This window comes from Bordetella pseudohinzii (assembly GCF_000657795.2).
GTDB lineage: Bacteria > Pseudomonadota > Gammaproteobacteria > Burkholderiales > Burkholderiaceae_B > Bordetella > Bordetella pseudohinzii.
In genome coordinates this window covers 168,545-182,187 of record NZ_JHEP02000007.1, presented here as the reverse complement: position 1 = coordinate 182,187, position 13,643 = coordinate 168,545, and the positions used below count along the sequence as shown (strand labels likewise).

Sequence of the window (13,643 nt, the reverse complement as noted above, 5' to 3'; positions counted from 1 at the left end):
TTCCATGACGCTACCTTCTCTTCCCCATCCCGAGTTCCGACTGGGCGTGCTGGTTCCGCCAGCCAATCCCACCGTGGAGATCGAGTACCCCGCATTGCTGCCCGCTGGCGTGGCCCTGCACGCCATGCGTCTGCCTGTCATTCCTGGCGACCTGGACGCACGCAATCGTGGCTATGTGCAAGCCTATGCCGAATGCATCAAAGGTTTCGGCTCGCTCAAGCTCGATGCCATCGCCGTGGCGATGACCGGCCCGCAGTATCGCCTGTTGTTTGAGGGTGACGTGGCGCTGTGCCAGCGTCTGTCGGAGGCGGCCGAGGTGCCGGTCGAGACGGCCAGCATGGCGCTCTATCATGCCCTGAAGGCCCTCGGTATCGAGCGGCTGAGCCTGTTGTCGCCCTATCCGAACTGGTTGACCAATTTGGCCGTGGCCTATTGGGAGAGCGCGGGTTTCAAAGTCGATCACATCCAGGCCTTCGACGACAAGTTGGTGGCTTACTCGGTGACGCCGGAGGAGGTGGCGCGGGCTCTGCTCGAGACCCGAACCGAAGCGGGCGGCGCGGTCGTGATGAGCGGTACCGGGATGCGCACCCTTGAAGCGCTGCATCAGGCCCAGGGCATCACGCCATTGCTGTCTTCCAATCTTTGCAGCGTGTGGAGCCTGGCACGGCGTATCCCCGGCGGCAACATTGCGCCATGGATGGCAGCCGCCCTGCCCAGCGCCTTGCTCTGACGCGAATACTCAAGGGGAACATAATGAAAAACCATCCGAAACGCGGCGTCCGCCATCTCATGCTGGCCCTGGCCGCGATGCTTGGCCTGGGCGCTGGCGCGCACGCCGAACGGCCGTTGCCGGACTATCCCGACAGACCTATCAGGATGATCGTGCCGTTTCCGGCAGGCGGCACTACTGATATCGTGGCCCGCCTCGCCGCCAAGGGCGTCACTACCCGTTGGGGCCAGACGGTCGTCATCGAGAACAAGGGTGGGGCGGGCGGCATGATAGGTACGGCCGAAGGCGCGCGCGCCGCGCCCGATGGCTACACCCTGGTGATGGGGAATAACCAGACCTATTCGACCAATGCGTCGCTGTTCGCCAAGCCGTCCTTCGACATCGCCCGCGGCGTCACGCCCGTGGCCATGCTTACTCGGACCAAGCATCTGCTGGTGGTGCGCAAGGACTCACCCATCAAGACCTATCAGGACTTGGTGGCCGCGGGCAAGCGCCAGAACCTGAACTATGGTTCGCCGAGCGTGGGATCCTCTTCGCACATCATCAGCGATGCCTTGCAGCGGGCCGCGGGCATGCAGGCCAACCACATTCCCTATAGAGGCTCCGCGCCTCTGATGGTGGACTTGCTGGGAGGCCAGATCGATTTCAGTACTGCCACCTACGGCAGCGTCGCGGGCTATATCCGCGACGGCAAGCTGCGCGCGCTGGCCATCACCGGTGAACAACGAGATGCCGAGTTGCCGGAAGTGCCCACGTTTACCGAGCTCGGCTTGACAACGCTGTCGCTCGATTCCTGGGTTGGCCTCTACGGTCCGGCCAAACTGCCAGAGAATATTGCGCGCGCCTGGAGCGATGCCGTGGCCAGCGTGCTGAAAGAACCCGAGGTGATCAATACGCTCAAGGCGGCGGGCTTCGAAGTCTGGTTCAAGCCCTACGACGAGATGAAGACCTTTCATCTCGAAGAGATCAGGCGTTGGGCGGCCGAGGTCAAGGCCGGCGGTATTTCGCTCGATTGAAGCGCGACGCGGCGATTCGTGAACACGAGCCGACGATGCGCAGCAATAGGCAATCGTTTTAAGCCAAAGTCCGCGGCGGCGCTGGCGCACGGACGCCGGAATGATGCTCCGGCGACCGGCAGACTCCCGCCTGGTCAGCGGCACGAGGAGAGACGCGAGGGGGCGGCTTACGGAAGGGCGCCGAGTTGGGCGGCGACGTGGTCGGCCGCGCGCTCGATGTGCGACCGCATGAGGGACTCGGCGAGCCGCGCATCGCGCCGGGAGATGGCCCGCACGATCTGCCAGTGCTCTTCGAAGGCATCGTCCTTGCGCTCGAGCACGGAGCCCGAATGGCGGCGGTAGATGCGCAGCAGATGGTAGAGGTCGTCGCATAGCGCCGTGATGATGCGCTTGTTGCCGCTGGCCCGCACGATGCGCTCGTGCAGATCGAAGTGGCGCTCGGCGCCGTCTTGCCTGGCGCGCTGGTGGGCTTCGAGGTCGCGCTGCAACTGTTCGATATCGGCGTCGCTCATGCGTTGCGTGGCCAGGAAACAGGCCACGCCCTCCAGGCCCATGCGCATCTGGAACAGCTCCAGGGCGGACGCGGCCGTCATGCTGACCACGCGCGCCTTGGTGTAGGGCTCGCGCGTGACGATCTGGATGCCCTGCAGGCGGCGCACGGCCTCGCGCACCGGGCCGCGGCTGACGCCGAACTCGCGCGCGAGCTCGACCTCGTTGATCACGCTGCCCGGGGCGAGCGCGCCAGCATAGATGCTGTCCAGCATGCGCTGATACACCACGTCGGTAAGCGGTGCGTCGATGCCGTCTTTGTCGATGGTCGTAATAGGCCTGTCCTTCATGGGGCGTAAAGGTAGAAGGACGGCTTTCACCTGTCAACGTTTTTACGAGGGCGGCCCGGCCGCGCCTCAGCCGGCCAGGGCTGCGGCGGCTTTACTTTTCATGTGTAGGATGGCGGCGGTCAGGGCCTGGCCCTGTGCGGCGAATCTGTCTTGGGCATGTCCGAGATAGGCTTGCCGGGCCTGCCAAAGCAGGGGCCGGTATGTTTCGGGCAGGCGTGCCAAGGCCCAGTCGGCCGCCATGTCCTTCGGAGCGATGGCGCCGGTGGCCGCGCTATACCAGACGCGCGCCAGTGTGAGCAGCACGTGCCGCTCGTCCCCCGACCAGTCGTCGGGCGTGCGCCAGAGGTCCAGCGTGGTGGAGAGCGCGGCGTAAAAGTCCGTCTTGGGAACGGGGGCGAACAAGCGATCCGCGGGAGGGCCGACCAAGGCGATGCTGTGCTGGCGAGCCTTGGCGAACAGTATCGCCAGATCCGGATCGAGGGTGTCGGCCTCGATGATCCCGGCCAGGATGTCCTGTCGCTGCCATTCGCCGAATTGCAGATGCCGCAAGGGCGGATAGCGCCACGGCGCGATATCGGTGTGAAGCACCAGGGTGACTTCAAGGGCCCGCAATGCCGGGTCGTCGCCGGGCGGCGCCGAGATGCGCAGCAGGTCGGCGACCAGCGATCGCCGTTGCGCCTCGTCCAGCTTGGCGCTCGCGGTCACCAGGAGGTCGATGTCGCTCAGAGGTTTGAGGCCGCCGTACAGCGCCGAGCCGTAGAGATGGACTGCCATCAGGCTCGTGGGGAGGTGGCGCTGGATGACATCGAGCGCCAGGGAAAGCTGTGGCCGTATTTCGGTGGGGACGAGACGGTTCATGGCGCCATGATAGCCGTCAGGGCGCCGGGGCCCGGTCAGCCCGCCGTTTCCTCCAGCCCCACCAGGATGGCGCGGCCGCCATCGATGATGTCGCGCTCGATCGCGGCGGCGCAGGCTTCGGGGTCGCCGGCCCGCAGGGCCTCCAACAGCCCCTCGTGCGGATGGGGCTCGATCGCGGCTGGGTCCACGTGGTGATAGATGAGGTTGAGATAAGGCCCGGTGCGTATCCAGAGCGATTCGATCAGGGCTACCAGCTCCGGGCGTTCGCTCAGCTGGTAGATGGCGAAGTGCACCTCTCGGTTCAGCCGCATGGTGGCGGGATAGTCGCCGGCGCGCTTGGCCGCGATCATGCGTTGGTGCAGGACCTCGACCGCTTCGATAGCCGCCGGGCTGGCGTGGGGCGCGGCGCAGCGGCTGGCCAGGCGTTCAAGCGCCACGCGGATATCGCGCAATTCAATGAACTGGGCCTTGCTCAGGACCGGCACCGTGACGGAGCGGTTCAGGTTCATGGTCAGCGCGCGCTCGGCGACCAGTTGCAGCATGGCCTCGCGCACGGGTGTCTGGCTCACGCCTAGGCGTTCGGACACCATGCGGCCGGTCAGCTTCTGGCCGGGCAGCAATTCACCGTTGGCCAGGGAGGCGCGCAAAGACTGATAGACCTTGGACGACAGGCTGCTGTGGGCAATGCGCTCGCCGGGGACGGCATCGTCAAGAGAGAGGGAATCGGGCGGCATCGATAGGGGCGTTGCGGAAAGTTTTAGCTTCATACCACACAACCGGCGCCGCGCAGGGCGGCGGCGGAGATACAGTTGTTACGTTGACACAAATTATATTTTATAGAATATTAAAAAAGACCAAGGAGGAGACACCATAATGAGCGTCACGCACGCATTGCATTCCCGCGGCCTGTTGCAGCACGGCACGGTCGCCCATCGCATCGCCGCCGGCCTGAAGCGCCACGGTGTGGAATTTCTGTTCGGGCAGAGCCTGCCTTCGCTGGTGCACCTGGCTGGCCGCGAGTTCGGCATCCGCCAGGTGGCGTATCGCCAGGAAAACACGGGGGGCTATATGGCCGACGCCTATGCGCGCGTGAGCGGCAAGCCCGGGATCGTGACCGCGCAGAACGGACCGGCGGCCGCGCTGCTGGTGGCGCCGCTGTCCGAGGCGCTGAAGGCCTCGGTGCCGGTGATCGCGCTGGTGCAGGACGTCAATCGCGACCAGACCGACCGCAATGCCTTCCAGGAGCTGGACCACGAGTCCATGTTCCGTTCTTGCGCCAAGTGGGTGCGCCGCGTCATCGACGCCGGCCGCATCGACGATTACCTGGACATGGCCTTTACCGCCGCCTGCGGCGGCCGTCCCGGCCCCGCCGTGCTGCTCTTGCCGGCCGATCTTCTGCTGGAGACCGCGCCCGAGCCGGACCTGGCCGTGCGCCGCGCCAGCCTGGGCCACTTTCCGCTGGACCGAGGGCTGCCGGCCGGCGAGGCGCTGCAGGAGGCCGCGCGCCTGCTTGCGCAGGCCGAGCGTCCGGTGGTGATCGCCGGCGGCGGTGTCCACTTGTCGGGCGCCAGCCAGGCGCTGGCCGCCTTGCAGGAGGCCGCCTCGCTGCCCGTGGCCACGACCGTGATGGGCAAGGGCGCGGTGGACGAGACCCATCCGCTGTCCATCGGGGTGGCGTCGTACTTCATGGGCGAGAACGGCGCGGCGCGGCCGATGAAGCCCCTGATCGCCGAGGCCGATGTGGTGCTGCTGGTGGGCAACCGGACCAATCAGAACGGCACGGATTCCTGGAAGCTGTATCCGCGCGATGCGCGCTACATCCACATCGACGTCGATCCCCAGGAGGTGGGCCGCAATTATGAGGCGCTGCGCCTGGTGGGCGATGCGCGGCTGAGCCTGGAGGCCCTGGCGCGCGCATTGCAGCAGCAGGACCTGGGCCGCCGACGCGCCGCGCGCGCCGGCGTCGAGGCGGCCATCGCGCAAGGCCGCCAGGCCTATGAGCGCCAGACTGGTGATGTCAACGGCAGCGCAGCCTCGCCCATCCGTCCGGAGCGGCTGATGCGCGAGATCGATCGTCTGCTGACTCCCGAGACCCTGGTGGTGGCCGACGCCAGCTATTCCTCGATCTGGGTGGCCAACTGCCTGCGCGCCCGTGGCGTGGGCAGCCGTTTCATTACCCCACGCGGCCTGGCCGGCCTGGGTTGGGGCTTGCCGATGGCGCTGGGCGCGCGCGTGGCGCGGCCCGAGGCGCCGGTTATCTGTCTGGTCGGCGACGGCGGTTTCGCCCACGCCTGGGCGGAGCTGGAGACCGCTGTGCGCATGAAGCTGCCGGTGGTGCTGGTGGTGTTGAACAACGGCATCCTGGGCTATCAGAAGCACGCCGAGAACATCAAGTTCGGCGCCTACACGGATGCTTGCGAGTTCGCGCCGGTCGACCATGCCGCCATCGCGCGCGCGGTGGGCGCGCGCGGCCAGCGCATCGAACAGGCCCACGATCTGGCGCCGGCGCTACAGGAGGCCTTGAAGGCTGGCACGGTCACCTTGCTGGACGTGGTGACCGACCCGAACGCCTACCCGCCGGTGACTTGGTACGAGGGCGCCTGAACGCCCGCGCTTCTCGCAACCCGGTTTCTGGAGGGCCAGGATGGAAACCGTTGTGCAGTTGTTGATATCAGGCGTCCTGCTGGGCGGCGTCTATGCCTTGGGCGCGATGGGGTTGAACCTTATCTTCGGCGTGGCCAAGGTGGTGAACTTCGCCCATGGCGAATTCCTGATGATAGGGATGTATGCGGCGTATTGGCTGTGGACCCTGACGGGCATCAATCCGTATTGGGGTTCGCCGCTGATCTTCGCCGGCGGGGCCGTGCTGGGCCTGGTGTTCTATCAAGGTCTGATCCGCTACACGATCTACAAGACTGAGATGACCCAGGTGTTCGCCACGCTGGGCGTGGGCATCGTGTTGCAGAACGTGGCCCTGATGGCCTTCTCGGCCGACTATCTCACGGTGAAGATCCTGCCGCCGCAGCGGGAGTCCCTGCCTTTGTTCGGCGCCTATGTGAGCACCACGCGCCTGGTGTCGTTTCTGTTTGCCGTGGCGGCGATGGGCGGCACGCTGCTCTTCATCAAGCGCACCTACCTGGGCAAGGCCATCGAGGCCGTCTCGCAGGATCTCTCGGCGGCCCGACTGGTCGGTATCAATGTCAACCGGGTGCTCAGCGTGGCATTCGCGTTGGGCATCGGGCTGACGGTGCTGGCCGGCGGCGTGCTCATTCCCAGCTTTTATGCCTTTCCCAGCGTGGGCTCGAGCTTTGTGCTGATTTCCTTCGTGGTGGTGGTGCTGGGCGGCCTGGGCAATGTGGCCGGCACGGTGGCCGGGGGGCTCATCCTGGGCCTGATCGAAACCGTGGTCGGCTTTTTCGAGCCGGACCTGAAGGAAGCCACGCATTTTGTCTTGCTCATCGTGCTGCTCGCCTGCCTGCCCAATGGCTTGTTCGGCGTCAAGGGCGCGGAAAAGGAGGGGCTGAAATGAAAGCGCTTGCTTGGCTGGACCGGCGGCGGGGAGATGGCGCCGGCGCCTTGGCGCTGTTGGCGCTGGCCCTGGGCCTGCCCTTCGTGGTCGAGGACCGCTTTTATCTGAACCTGCTGTTCCTGGTGATGCTCTACGGCGGGCTGGCCTCGGCCTGGAATCTGCTCGGCGGCTTCGCGGGCCAGTTCTCGCTCGGCCACACGGCCTTCTTCGGAATAGGCGCGTATACCTCGACGCTGCTTTACACCATGGCGGGCGTGTCGCCCTGGGTAGGCGCGCTGGCCGGCGTGGCCTTGTCGGCCTTGCTGGCTTTTCTGATCTCGTATCCGACCTTCCGCCTGCGCGGCGTGTTCTTCTCCATGGCCACCATCGCGGTCGGCGAGACGGCGCGCATCGTGCTGTTGTGGTTGCGGCGCTATGCCGAGATCCCCTATGGCATCAGCATCAATTATGAGCCGGGCCTGGCGCGCATGATGTTCGCCGAGCCGCGCAGCTATGCGCTGTTGGGCGGTCTGTTCATGCTGATGGTCTGCGCCGTGGCCTACGTGCTGTCGCGCAGCCGGCCGGGCTATTACCTCAACGCCCTGCGCGACAACGAGGAGGCGGCCCGCGCCAGCGGCATCGATCTGCGCCGCTACAAGCTGCTGGCCCTGCTGCTGAGCGCGGCCTTCACCTCGCTGGGCGGCACGTTGATGGCGCAGTACGTGCTCTATATCGAACCGGGCACGGTGTTCAGTCTGGCGATATCGGTCGACTTGGCGCTGATGTCCATCCTGGGCGGGCTGGGCACGCTGGCCGGCCCGTTGCTGGGGGCGGCCGTGGCGGTGCCCTTGCAGGAATTCCTGCGCGACTGGCTGGGTTCGGCCGGCGCCGGCGCGCATCTGGCGGTCTATGGCGCTTTGCTGGTGGTCATCGTGATGATCATGCCCCAAGGCGTGGTCGGCGCTTGGTCGCAGCGCCGGCGCAAACAGGTAAATCGAACCCGGGAGGCGGCGCGCCATGCTTGATGTCGATGCCGTGGAAAAACGTTTCGGCGGCCTGTGCGCCGTCGACAAGGTCAGCCTCTCGGTGGCCGAGCGCGAAATCCTCGCCCTGATCGGTCCCAACGGGGCTGGCAAGACGACGCTATTCAACCTGATTGCCGGCGCGCTCGCGCCGGACGCGGGGGCTATCCGCTTTCAGGGCGAGGCGCTGCCCGCGGGCGATGCCGCCGGCACCTGCCGCCGCGGACTGGCGCGCACTTTCCAGATTCCCCAGCTGTTCAGCTCAATGTCGGTGTTGGATACCGTCATGGTGGGGGCCTTGCGCCGCCATGCCGACATCGGACGCGCGCGAGAGCTTGCCCGGGAAGTCGTGCACCGGGTCGGCCTGGGCGGGCGCGAGGAGCAGCCGAGCGCGACGCTGACCATCAGCGGCAAGAAGCGCCTGGAGGTCGCGCGCGCCCTGGCCACGGGGCCGCGCATGATCCTGCTGGATGAAGTCATGGCGGGACTGGTGATGGCCGAAGTCGCGGGCATTCTCGACCTGATACGCGCGCTGCGGGACGGCGGCATGACGGTCTTGCTGGTCGAACACAACATCGAAGCGGTATTGAGCGTGGCCGACCGGGTGGTGGTGCTGGACCAGGGCCGCAAGATCGCCGATGGCGCGCCCAGGGCGGTGCTGGACCATCCCGACGTGGTGCGGGCCTATCTGGGAGACGATTGTGTCATTGCTTGAAATCGACGCGCTGCACGTCTCGTACGGCGATACCCGGGTGCTGTTCGGCGTGGACATCACGCTGGAACAGGGCGAGGTGGTGGCCATCGTTGGCGCCAACGGGGCAGGCAAGACCACGCTGATGCGCGCCATCGCCATGTTGCAGCCGGCCGACAGCGGCAGTGTCCGCCTCGATGGCCGCGACCTGACCGGCACGGCCACGCATGACGCCGTGGCGCGTGGGCTGGTCTATGTGCCTGAAGGCCGGCGTCTGTTCCCGCGCTTGAGCGTGAAGACCAATCTTGAACTGGGGGCTTTTACGCCGCACGCCCGGGCCGGGCGCGAGCAGACGCTGCAGACCGTCTACGAGTTGTTTCCGGTGCTCAAGGCGCGCGCCTCGCAGTTGGCGGGGACGATGTCCGGCGGTGAGCAGCAGATGTGCGCCATCGGCCGCGGCCTGATGGCCCAGCCGCGTGTGCTGATGATAGACGAGGTCTCGCTTGGCCTGGCGCCCGTGGTGGTTTCCAAGGTCTACGAGGCCATAGCCCGCATCCGCGCGCTGGGCACCTCGGTGCTGTTGGTGGAGCAGAACGTGCGCCAGGCCATCAAGGCTTGCGACCGTGGCTATGTGATCAAGCAGGGCCGAGTGGTGCTGGCCGGCGACCGTGATGAGTTGAACGACAACCCCGAGGTGCGACGGGCCTATCTGGGGATTTAACCCGAAAACACATGCCCGCATGAACGGGCGGAGGAGACAATGATGTTCAAGCAAAGTTGGGCGGCGGCGCTGGGCGCCCTGTTCGCGGCGGTTTCATTGGGCGCCGCGACGGCGGCGCGGGCCGAGATCAAGATCGGCGTGGTGTTGCCGCTGACCGGGCCGCTGGCCTCCCTGGGCAATGACGTCAACCGGGGCTTCGAGCTGGCCCGAGAGATGGTCAACGCCAAGGGAGGGGTCAAGGGCGAGAGCGTGCGCTTCGTCACCGTGGACGTGCCGGGCTCCAATGAAGCGGCCTCGCAGGCCACGCGCCTGATCACGCGCGACGGCGTGAAGGTGATCGTGGGCTCTTACGCCAGTTCGATTTCTTTTGCCGCCAGCCAGGTGGCCGAGCGCAATGGCGTGATCTATGTCGAGCAGGGCGCGGTGGCGGACGACATCACCAAGCGTGGCTTCAAGAATCTGTTCCGCTTTATTTATCCCGCGTCCGAGTTGGGGCGCGGCGGGGCGCAGTACGCCACCGATGAGCTCCTGCCCCGCCTCGGCCTGGAGCCCGGCAAGACGCGGGTCGCCATCATGAACGAGGACAGCTCGTATGGCGAGGCCGTGGCCGAGGGCGCGCGCAAGTGGCTCAAGGAAAAAGGCGTGCAGGTGGTGGATTCGGCCAGCTATAGCTATCGGACCACCGACCTGTCCTCGGTGGTGCAGCGCTTCAAGGCCAGCCGCCCCGACATCGTGATCGCCTGCTCGTATACGCCCGACGGCATTCTGTTCTGGCGCCAGGCGCGCGAAGCGAACCTGGAACTCAAGGCCATGATAGGCAATGGCGGGGCACACAACATTCCGGATTTCGCGCAGGCCCTGGGCGATGACGTCAATGGCATTTTCAATGCCGGAACCTCGGCGTATTTCAATCCGGAAGGCCTCAAGCCCGAGGCGGCGCAGCTGTTCCGCGATTTCCACCGCGAGTACGAGAAGAAGTTCGGCCGCAAGCCCTCGGCGCATTCGGCCATGGGCTTTAACGCGATGTGGGTGCTCCTGAGCGATGTGCTGCCGGCTGCCGGCGGCACCGACCCGAAGAAAGTGCGCGAAGCTTTCCTGGCCTTGGACAAGCCGGTGGGCTCGACCATGGTCGGCTGGGGCCTGAAGTTCGATCCGCAGACAGGCAACAACACCCGCGCCTTTCCGATGATAGACCAGTGGCAGGAACAGCAGATCCGCACCATCTATCCCACCGAATTCGGCGTCACCGACCGCATTACCACGCCGCTGCCGGCCTGGAGGCAGCGCGCCAACGTCGGCAAATAGGCGCGGCCATTTCACAAGGAGATCGCATGCTTGCCTTGCGCAAAACGGGCCCGCAGCCGGGCCTGAATTTCGAAGAAGTCGCGGCCCCGGGGGCGCCTGGCCCGGATGAGGCCTTGATACAGGTGGAGGCCGCAGGCATCTGCGGTTCCGACCTGCACGTCTACGACTGGGATGCGAGCTATGCGTTCATGCGCGCCCGTCTGCCGGTGACGATAGGGCATGAGTTCTGCGGTCGCGTCGTGGCGCTGGGCAGCCAGGCCGCCGGGCTGGCCGAAGGTGACCTGGTGGCTGTGGTGCCGACGGCCAGCTGCATGAAGTGCCAGCTGTGCGCGGCCGGCCAGCCGCAGCGCTGTCTGTCGCGCTCCACGCTGGGTCTGACGCGCGATGGCGCTTTCGCCCGGCAGGTGAGGGTGCCGGCCCTGAGCTGCATCCGCCTGGCCGGGCATACGCTGCCTGCCCTGGCCGCCATGCTGGAACCGTTGGCCGTGGGCGACAACGCCGCGCTGGTAGGCGAGATCGGTTTTGGCGATACGGTGGTTGTGCTGGGCCCGGGCACGATAGGGCAGGCGATCGCGCGCGCGGCCCGCTGGCGCGGCGCCGAGCGCGTCGTGGTGGTGGGCAAGGGCGACGGCCCGCGCCTGCGCACGGCGCTGGCCGTGGGCGCCACGCATGCCATCGACCTGGAACAGGGGCTGACGCTGCCCCAGGCGTTGGAGCAGGCTCTGGGCGCCGGACAGGCTGACGTGGTGGTGGAGGCGACGGGGCATCCGTCCAGCATTGCCGACGGGCTGTCCATCCTGCGCAAGGACGGCGTCCTGGTGAGCGCCGGCATACATGCCCGGCCCGCCAGCCTGGACATGACGGCGCTGGTGCGCAACCGTCAGCAGATACGCGGCGCGCACGCCTCGCGGCGGGCATCGTGGTTGAGCATCGCGCGGCGCATCGCCGAACAGCCCGAGGACGTGCTGCCCATGGTGTCGGCCGAGCTGCCGCTGGCCGAGGGCCTGCAGGGATTTGCGCAGTGCCGCGCACGCGCGGTGTCCAAGATCATTCTGCGTCCCGGCGACTAGACCGGCGCGCGCTCAAAGGAGATAGCGATGGCAGGGAGATGGAAACAGCGGCCCCCCGGGTCCAATTGGGGCGACTTCGGGCCGGACGATGAATTGGGACGCTTGAACCTGCTCACGCCCGAAGGGCGGCTGCGGGCGGCGCGCGAGGTGCGTACTGGAGAGGTGTTCTGCCTGAGTCTGCCCCTGGATCTGCCTGGCGGCACGGCGCTCAATCCTAACCGGCATCCGCCGGTGCGGCACGTGGCCCAGCGCAAGGAGGGCCGGCCCAGTGTCAACTATCCGCTGCGGCTGGAGGATGAGCGCTATATCGATTGCTCCAGCGACGATTCCGTGACGCTGTTCACGCAGTACTCCACCCAATGGGATGCGCTGTCCCATGTGGGCCAGCATTTCGATGCCGATGGCGACGGCGTGGCCGAACCGCTCTATTACAACGGTTTCCGCGGTGGCGAGGATGTTTTGGCGCCGCAGGATGGCGGGCCGGTGGCGCGCCGGCTGGGCATAGAAAAGATGGCCGAGACCGGCGTGCAGGGCCGGGGCGTGCTGGTCGATCTGCATGCCCATCTGGGCAATGAGCGCGTCTATGTGGGTTATGAGCAGCTGCGCGCCATCATGCGCGCCGATGGTGTGGAGGTCGAGCGCGGCGACATGCTTTGCCTGCATACCGGCTTTGCCCAGCGCTTGATCGACATGGGCGGCGATCCCGATCCCCGTGTGCTGCACCATAGCTGCGCCGTGCTGGATGGGCGCGATCCCGAGCTTCTGCGCTGGATAGACGAAAGCGGGATATCGGTGCTGATCGCCGATAACTTCGCGGTCGAGGGCTATCCCTATGATCACGGCGATTGTTCGCATTGCGAAGGATTGCCGCTGCACCAGGCCTGCCTGTTCCGTTTGGGCATCCACCTGGGCGAACTCTGGTATCTGACCCCGCTGGCCGCCTGGCTGCGCGAACACAAACGCCATCGTTTCATGCTGACCTGCCCGCCCTTGCGCCTGCCCGGTTCATTCGGCTCGCCTGTCACGCCGGTGGCCACGGTCTAGGAGCGCACCCATGGGACGCTTTGACAGCCGTGTGGCGGTCGTGACGGGAGGGCAGCGCGGCATCGGGCTGGCCGTGGCCGCCCGCCTGTGCGAGGAGGGCGCCAGCGTGGTGCTCTTCGATCTCGACGAGCCGCAGCTGGAGGCGGCCGTTGCCAGCCTGGACGCAAGCGGCGCGCGGGCCATGGCGGTCGGCGGCAGCGTGGCCAGCGCGGCCGATACGGCGCGTCTGGCCGATGCGGCCGTCCAGCGCTACGGCCGCATCGACATCCTGGTCAACAACGCCGGCATTTCGCCCAAGCATGGGGGCGTGCGCGCGCCCACCGCCACGGTCGATCCGGACGAGTGGCGGCGGGTGCTGGAGATCAACCTGACCGGCGCCTTGCTCTGTGCCCAGGCCTGCCTGCCGCATATGCGGCGCCAGCGCTATGGCCGCATCGTCAACATCGCGTCGCAGGCCGCGCGCATGGTGTCGGCCATCGCGGGCGGGCATTATGCGGCGTCCAAGTCCGGCCTGCTGAGCTTGGCGCGCACGCTGGCGCTGGAGGGCGGCCCGGATGGGATCACGGCCAATTGCGTGGCGCCCGGACGCATCATGACGCCCATGGCTGCCGAAGCCGGCGCGGCGGCCAACGCCCAGTATCTGCAGCGCATTCCGGTCGGGCGGCTGGGCACGCCCGGCGATGTCGCCGGCGCGGTGGCCTACTTGGCCTCGGAGGAGGCGGGTTTCGTGAGCGGCGCGATTATCGATGTGAACGGGGGAGGCTATATGCCCTGACCGCGCGCGTCCGGACGCGGCGGCAAGCACGGCGCACGGCGCCGGATAACAGGCCCAAGAGGCC

General features: G+C 66.7%; 14 protein-coding genes. 11 read left to right on the top strand and 3 right to left on the bottom strand.

Features of this window, described 5'->3' with window-relative positions:
- Positions 1-4: 4 nt before the first annotated feature.
- Together L540_RS11350 and L540_RS11345 are read left to right on the top strand one after the other, a co-directional pair.
- Complete coding sequence (locus L540_RS11350; RefSeq protein ID WP_131726031.1) at positions 5-730, top strand: maleate cis-trans isomerase family protein; 726 nt, start codon at positions 5-7, stop codon at positions 728-730.
- Positions 731-753: 23 nt separating this feature from the next.
- Entirely contained in the window at positions 754-1,746 is a 993-nt protein-coding gene (locus L540_RS11345) for a Bug family tripartite tricarboxylate transporter substrate binding protein (RefSeq protein ID WP_043213204.1), read from the top strand.
- 167 nt (positions 1,747-1,913) lie between these two features.
- Here the strand turns inward: L540_RS11345 and L540_RS11340 are convergent, their stop codons facing one another.
- The 3 genes from L540_RS11340 to L540_RS11330 form a co-directional block, all read right to left on the bottom strand.
- Positions 1,914-2,585 (bottom strand): GntR family transcriptional regulator, encoded by a 672-nt coding sequence (locus L540_RS11340; protein WP_043213207.1) that lies wholly within the window; start codon positions 2,583-2,585, stop codon positions 1,914-1,916.
- Between the two features lie 66 nt (positions 2,586-2,651).
- Complete coding sequence (locus L540_RS11335) at positions 2,652-3,443, bottom strand: aminoglycoside adenylyltransferase family protein (RefSeq protein WP_043213208.1); 792 nt, start codon at positions 3,441-3,443, stop codon at positions 2,652-2,654.
- A 35-nt stretch (positions 3,444-3,478) separates the two neighbouring features.
- The gene (locus L540_RS11330; protein WP_165590414.1) at positions 3,479-4,177 is read right to left on the bottom strand and encodes a GntR family transcriptional regulator; all 699 of its coding nucleotides are present in this window, start codon (positions 4,175-4,177) and stop codon (positions 3,479-3,481) included.
- 136 nt (positions 4,178-4,313) lie between these two features.
- On the opposite strand from L540_RS11330, the gene L540_RS11325 reads away from it, so the two are divergent.
- Genes L540_RS11325 through L540_RS11285 form a run of 9 tightly spaced genes read left to right on the top strand, consistent with a single transcriptional unit; the run spans position 4,314 to position 13,579 of the window.
- Positions 4,314-6,047 carry an acetolactate synthase catalytic subunit gene (locus L540_RS11325; protein WP_414734125.1) on the top strand — a complete coding sequence of 578 codons (1,734 nt, stop codon included), beginning with the start codon at positions 4,314-4,316 and terminating at the stop codon, positions 6,045-6,047.
- Between the two features lie 40 nt (positions 6,048-6,087).
- Positions 6,088-6,972, top strand: a complete 885-nt coding sequence (locus L540_RS11320; protein ID WP_043213212.1) for a branched-chain amino acid ABC transporter permease — start codon at positions 6,088-6,090, stop codon at positions 6,970-6,972.
- A complete protein-coding gene (locus L540_RS11315; protein WP_048026293.1) occupies positions 6,969-7,976 on the top strand; it encodes a branched-chain amino acid ABC transporter permease in 1,008 nt (335 codons plus the stop codon). The genes L540_RS11320 and L540_RS11315 overlap by 4 nt, the downstream gene beginning before the upstream one ends.
- Positions 7,969-8,688, top strand: coding sequence for an ABC transporter ATP-binding protein (locus tag L540_RS11310; protein ID WP_043213215.1), 720 nt, complete (start codon positions 7,969-7,971; stop codon positions 8,686-8,688). Before L540_RS11315 ends, L540_RS11310 begins: the two co-directional genes overlap by 8 nt.
- Positions 8,675-9,385: an ABC transporter ATP-binding protein gene (locus tag L540_RS11305; protein WP_307833147.1), complete on the top strand. Its 711-nt coding sequence runs from the start codon at positions 8,675-8,677 to the stop codon at positions 9,383-9,385. The genes L540_RS11310 and L540_RS11305 overlap by 14 nt, the downstream gene beginning before the upstream one ends.
- 42 nt (positions 9,386-9,427) lie before the next feature.
- On the top strand, positions 9,428-10,690 hold the full coding sequence (locus tag L540_RS11300; RefSeq protein WP_043213219.1) for an ABC transporter substrate-binding protein: 1,263 nt from the start codon (positions 9,428-9,430) through the stop codon (positions 10,688-10,690).
- A gap of 26 nt (positions 10,691-10,716) precedes the next feature.
- Entirely contained in the window at positions 10,717-11,760 is a 1,044-nt protein-coding gene (locus tag L540_RS11295) for a zinc-dependent alcohol dehydrogenase (RefSeq protein WP_043213220.1), read from the top strand.
- Positions 11,761-11,787: 27 nt separating this feature from the next.
- Positions 11,788-12,804: a cyclase family protein gene (locus L540_RS11290; protein ID WP_043213221.1), complete on the top strand. Its 1,017-nt coding sequence runs from the start codon at positions 11,788-11,790 to the stop codon at positions 12,802-12,804.
- Between the two features lie 10 nt (positions 12,805-12,814).
- Positions 12,815-13,579, top strand: a complete 765-nt coding sequence (locus tag L540_RS11285; RefSeq protein ID WP_043213223.1) for an SDR family NAD(P)-dependent oxidoreductase — start codon at positions 12,815-12,817, stop codon at positions 13,577-13,579.
- Positions 13,580-13,643: the final 64 nt, after the last annotated feature.

Excerpts from the sequence above, each read along its gene's own strand:
- L540_RS11350 (WP_131726031.1), top strand. The coding sequence starts at position 5 with ATGACGCTACCTTCTCTTCCCCATCCCGAGTTCCGACTGGGCGTGCTG.
- L540_RS11345 (WP_043213204.1), top strand. The coding sequence starts at position 754 with ATGAAAAACCATCCGAAACGCGGCGTCCGCCATCTCATGCTGGCCCTG.
- L540_RS11340 (WP_043213207.1), bottom strand. The coding sequence starts at position 2,585 with ATGAAGGACAGGCCTATTACGACCATCGACAAAGACGGCATCGACGCA.
- L540_RS11335 (WP_043213208.1), bottom strand. The coding sequence starts at position 3,443 with ATGAACCGTCTCGTCCCCACCGAAATACGGCCACAGCTTTCCCTGGCG.
- L540_RS11330 (WP_165590414.1), bottom strand. The coding sequence starts at position 4,177 with ATGCCGCCCGATTCCCTCTCTCTTGACGATGCCGTCCCCGGCGAGCGC.
- L540_RS11320 (WP_043213212.1), top strand. The coding sequence starts at position 6,088 with ATGGAAACCGTTGTGCAGTTGTTGATATCAGGCGTCCTGCTGGGCGGC.
- L540_RS11315 (WP_048026293.1), top strand. The coding sequence starts at position 6,969 with ATGAAAGCGCTTGCTTGGCTGGACCGGCGGCGGGGAGATGGCGCCGGC.
- L540_RS11310 (WP_043213215.1), top strand. The coding sequence starts at position 7,969 with ATGCTTGATGTCGATGCCGTGGAAAAACGTTTCGGCGGCCTGTGCGCC.
- L540_RS11300 (WP_043213219.1), top strand. The coding sequence starts at position 9,428 with ATGTTCAAGCAAAGTTGGGCGGCGGCGCTGGGCGCCCTGTTCGCGGCG.
- L540_RS11295 (WP_043213220.1), top strand. The coding sequence starts at position 10,717 with ATGCTTGCCTTGCGCAAAACGGGCCCGCAGCCGGGCCTGAATTTCGAA.
- L540_RS11290 (WP_043213221.1), top strand. The coding sequence starts at position 11,788 with ATGGCAGGGAGATGGAAACAGCGGCCCCCCGGGTCCAATTGGGGCGAC.
- L540_RS11285 (WP_043213223.1), top strand. The coding sequence starts at position 12,815 with ATGGGACGCTTTGACAGCCGTGTGGCGGTCGTGACGGGAGGGCAGCGC.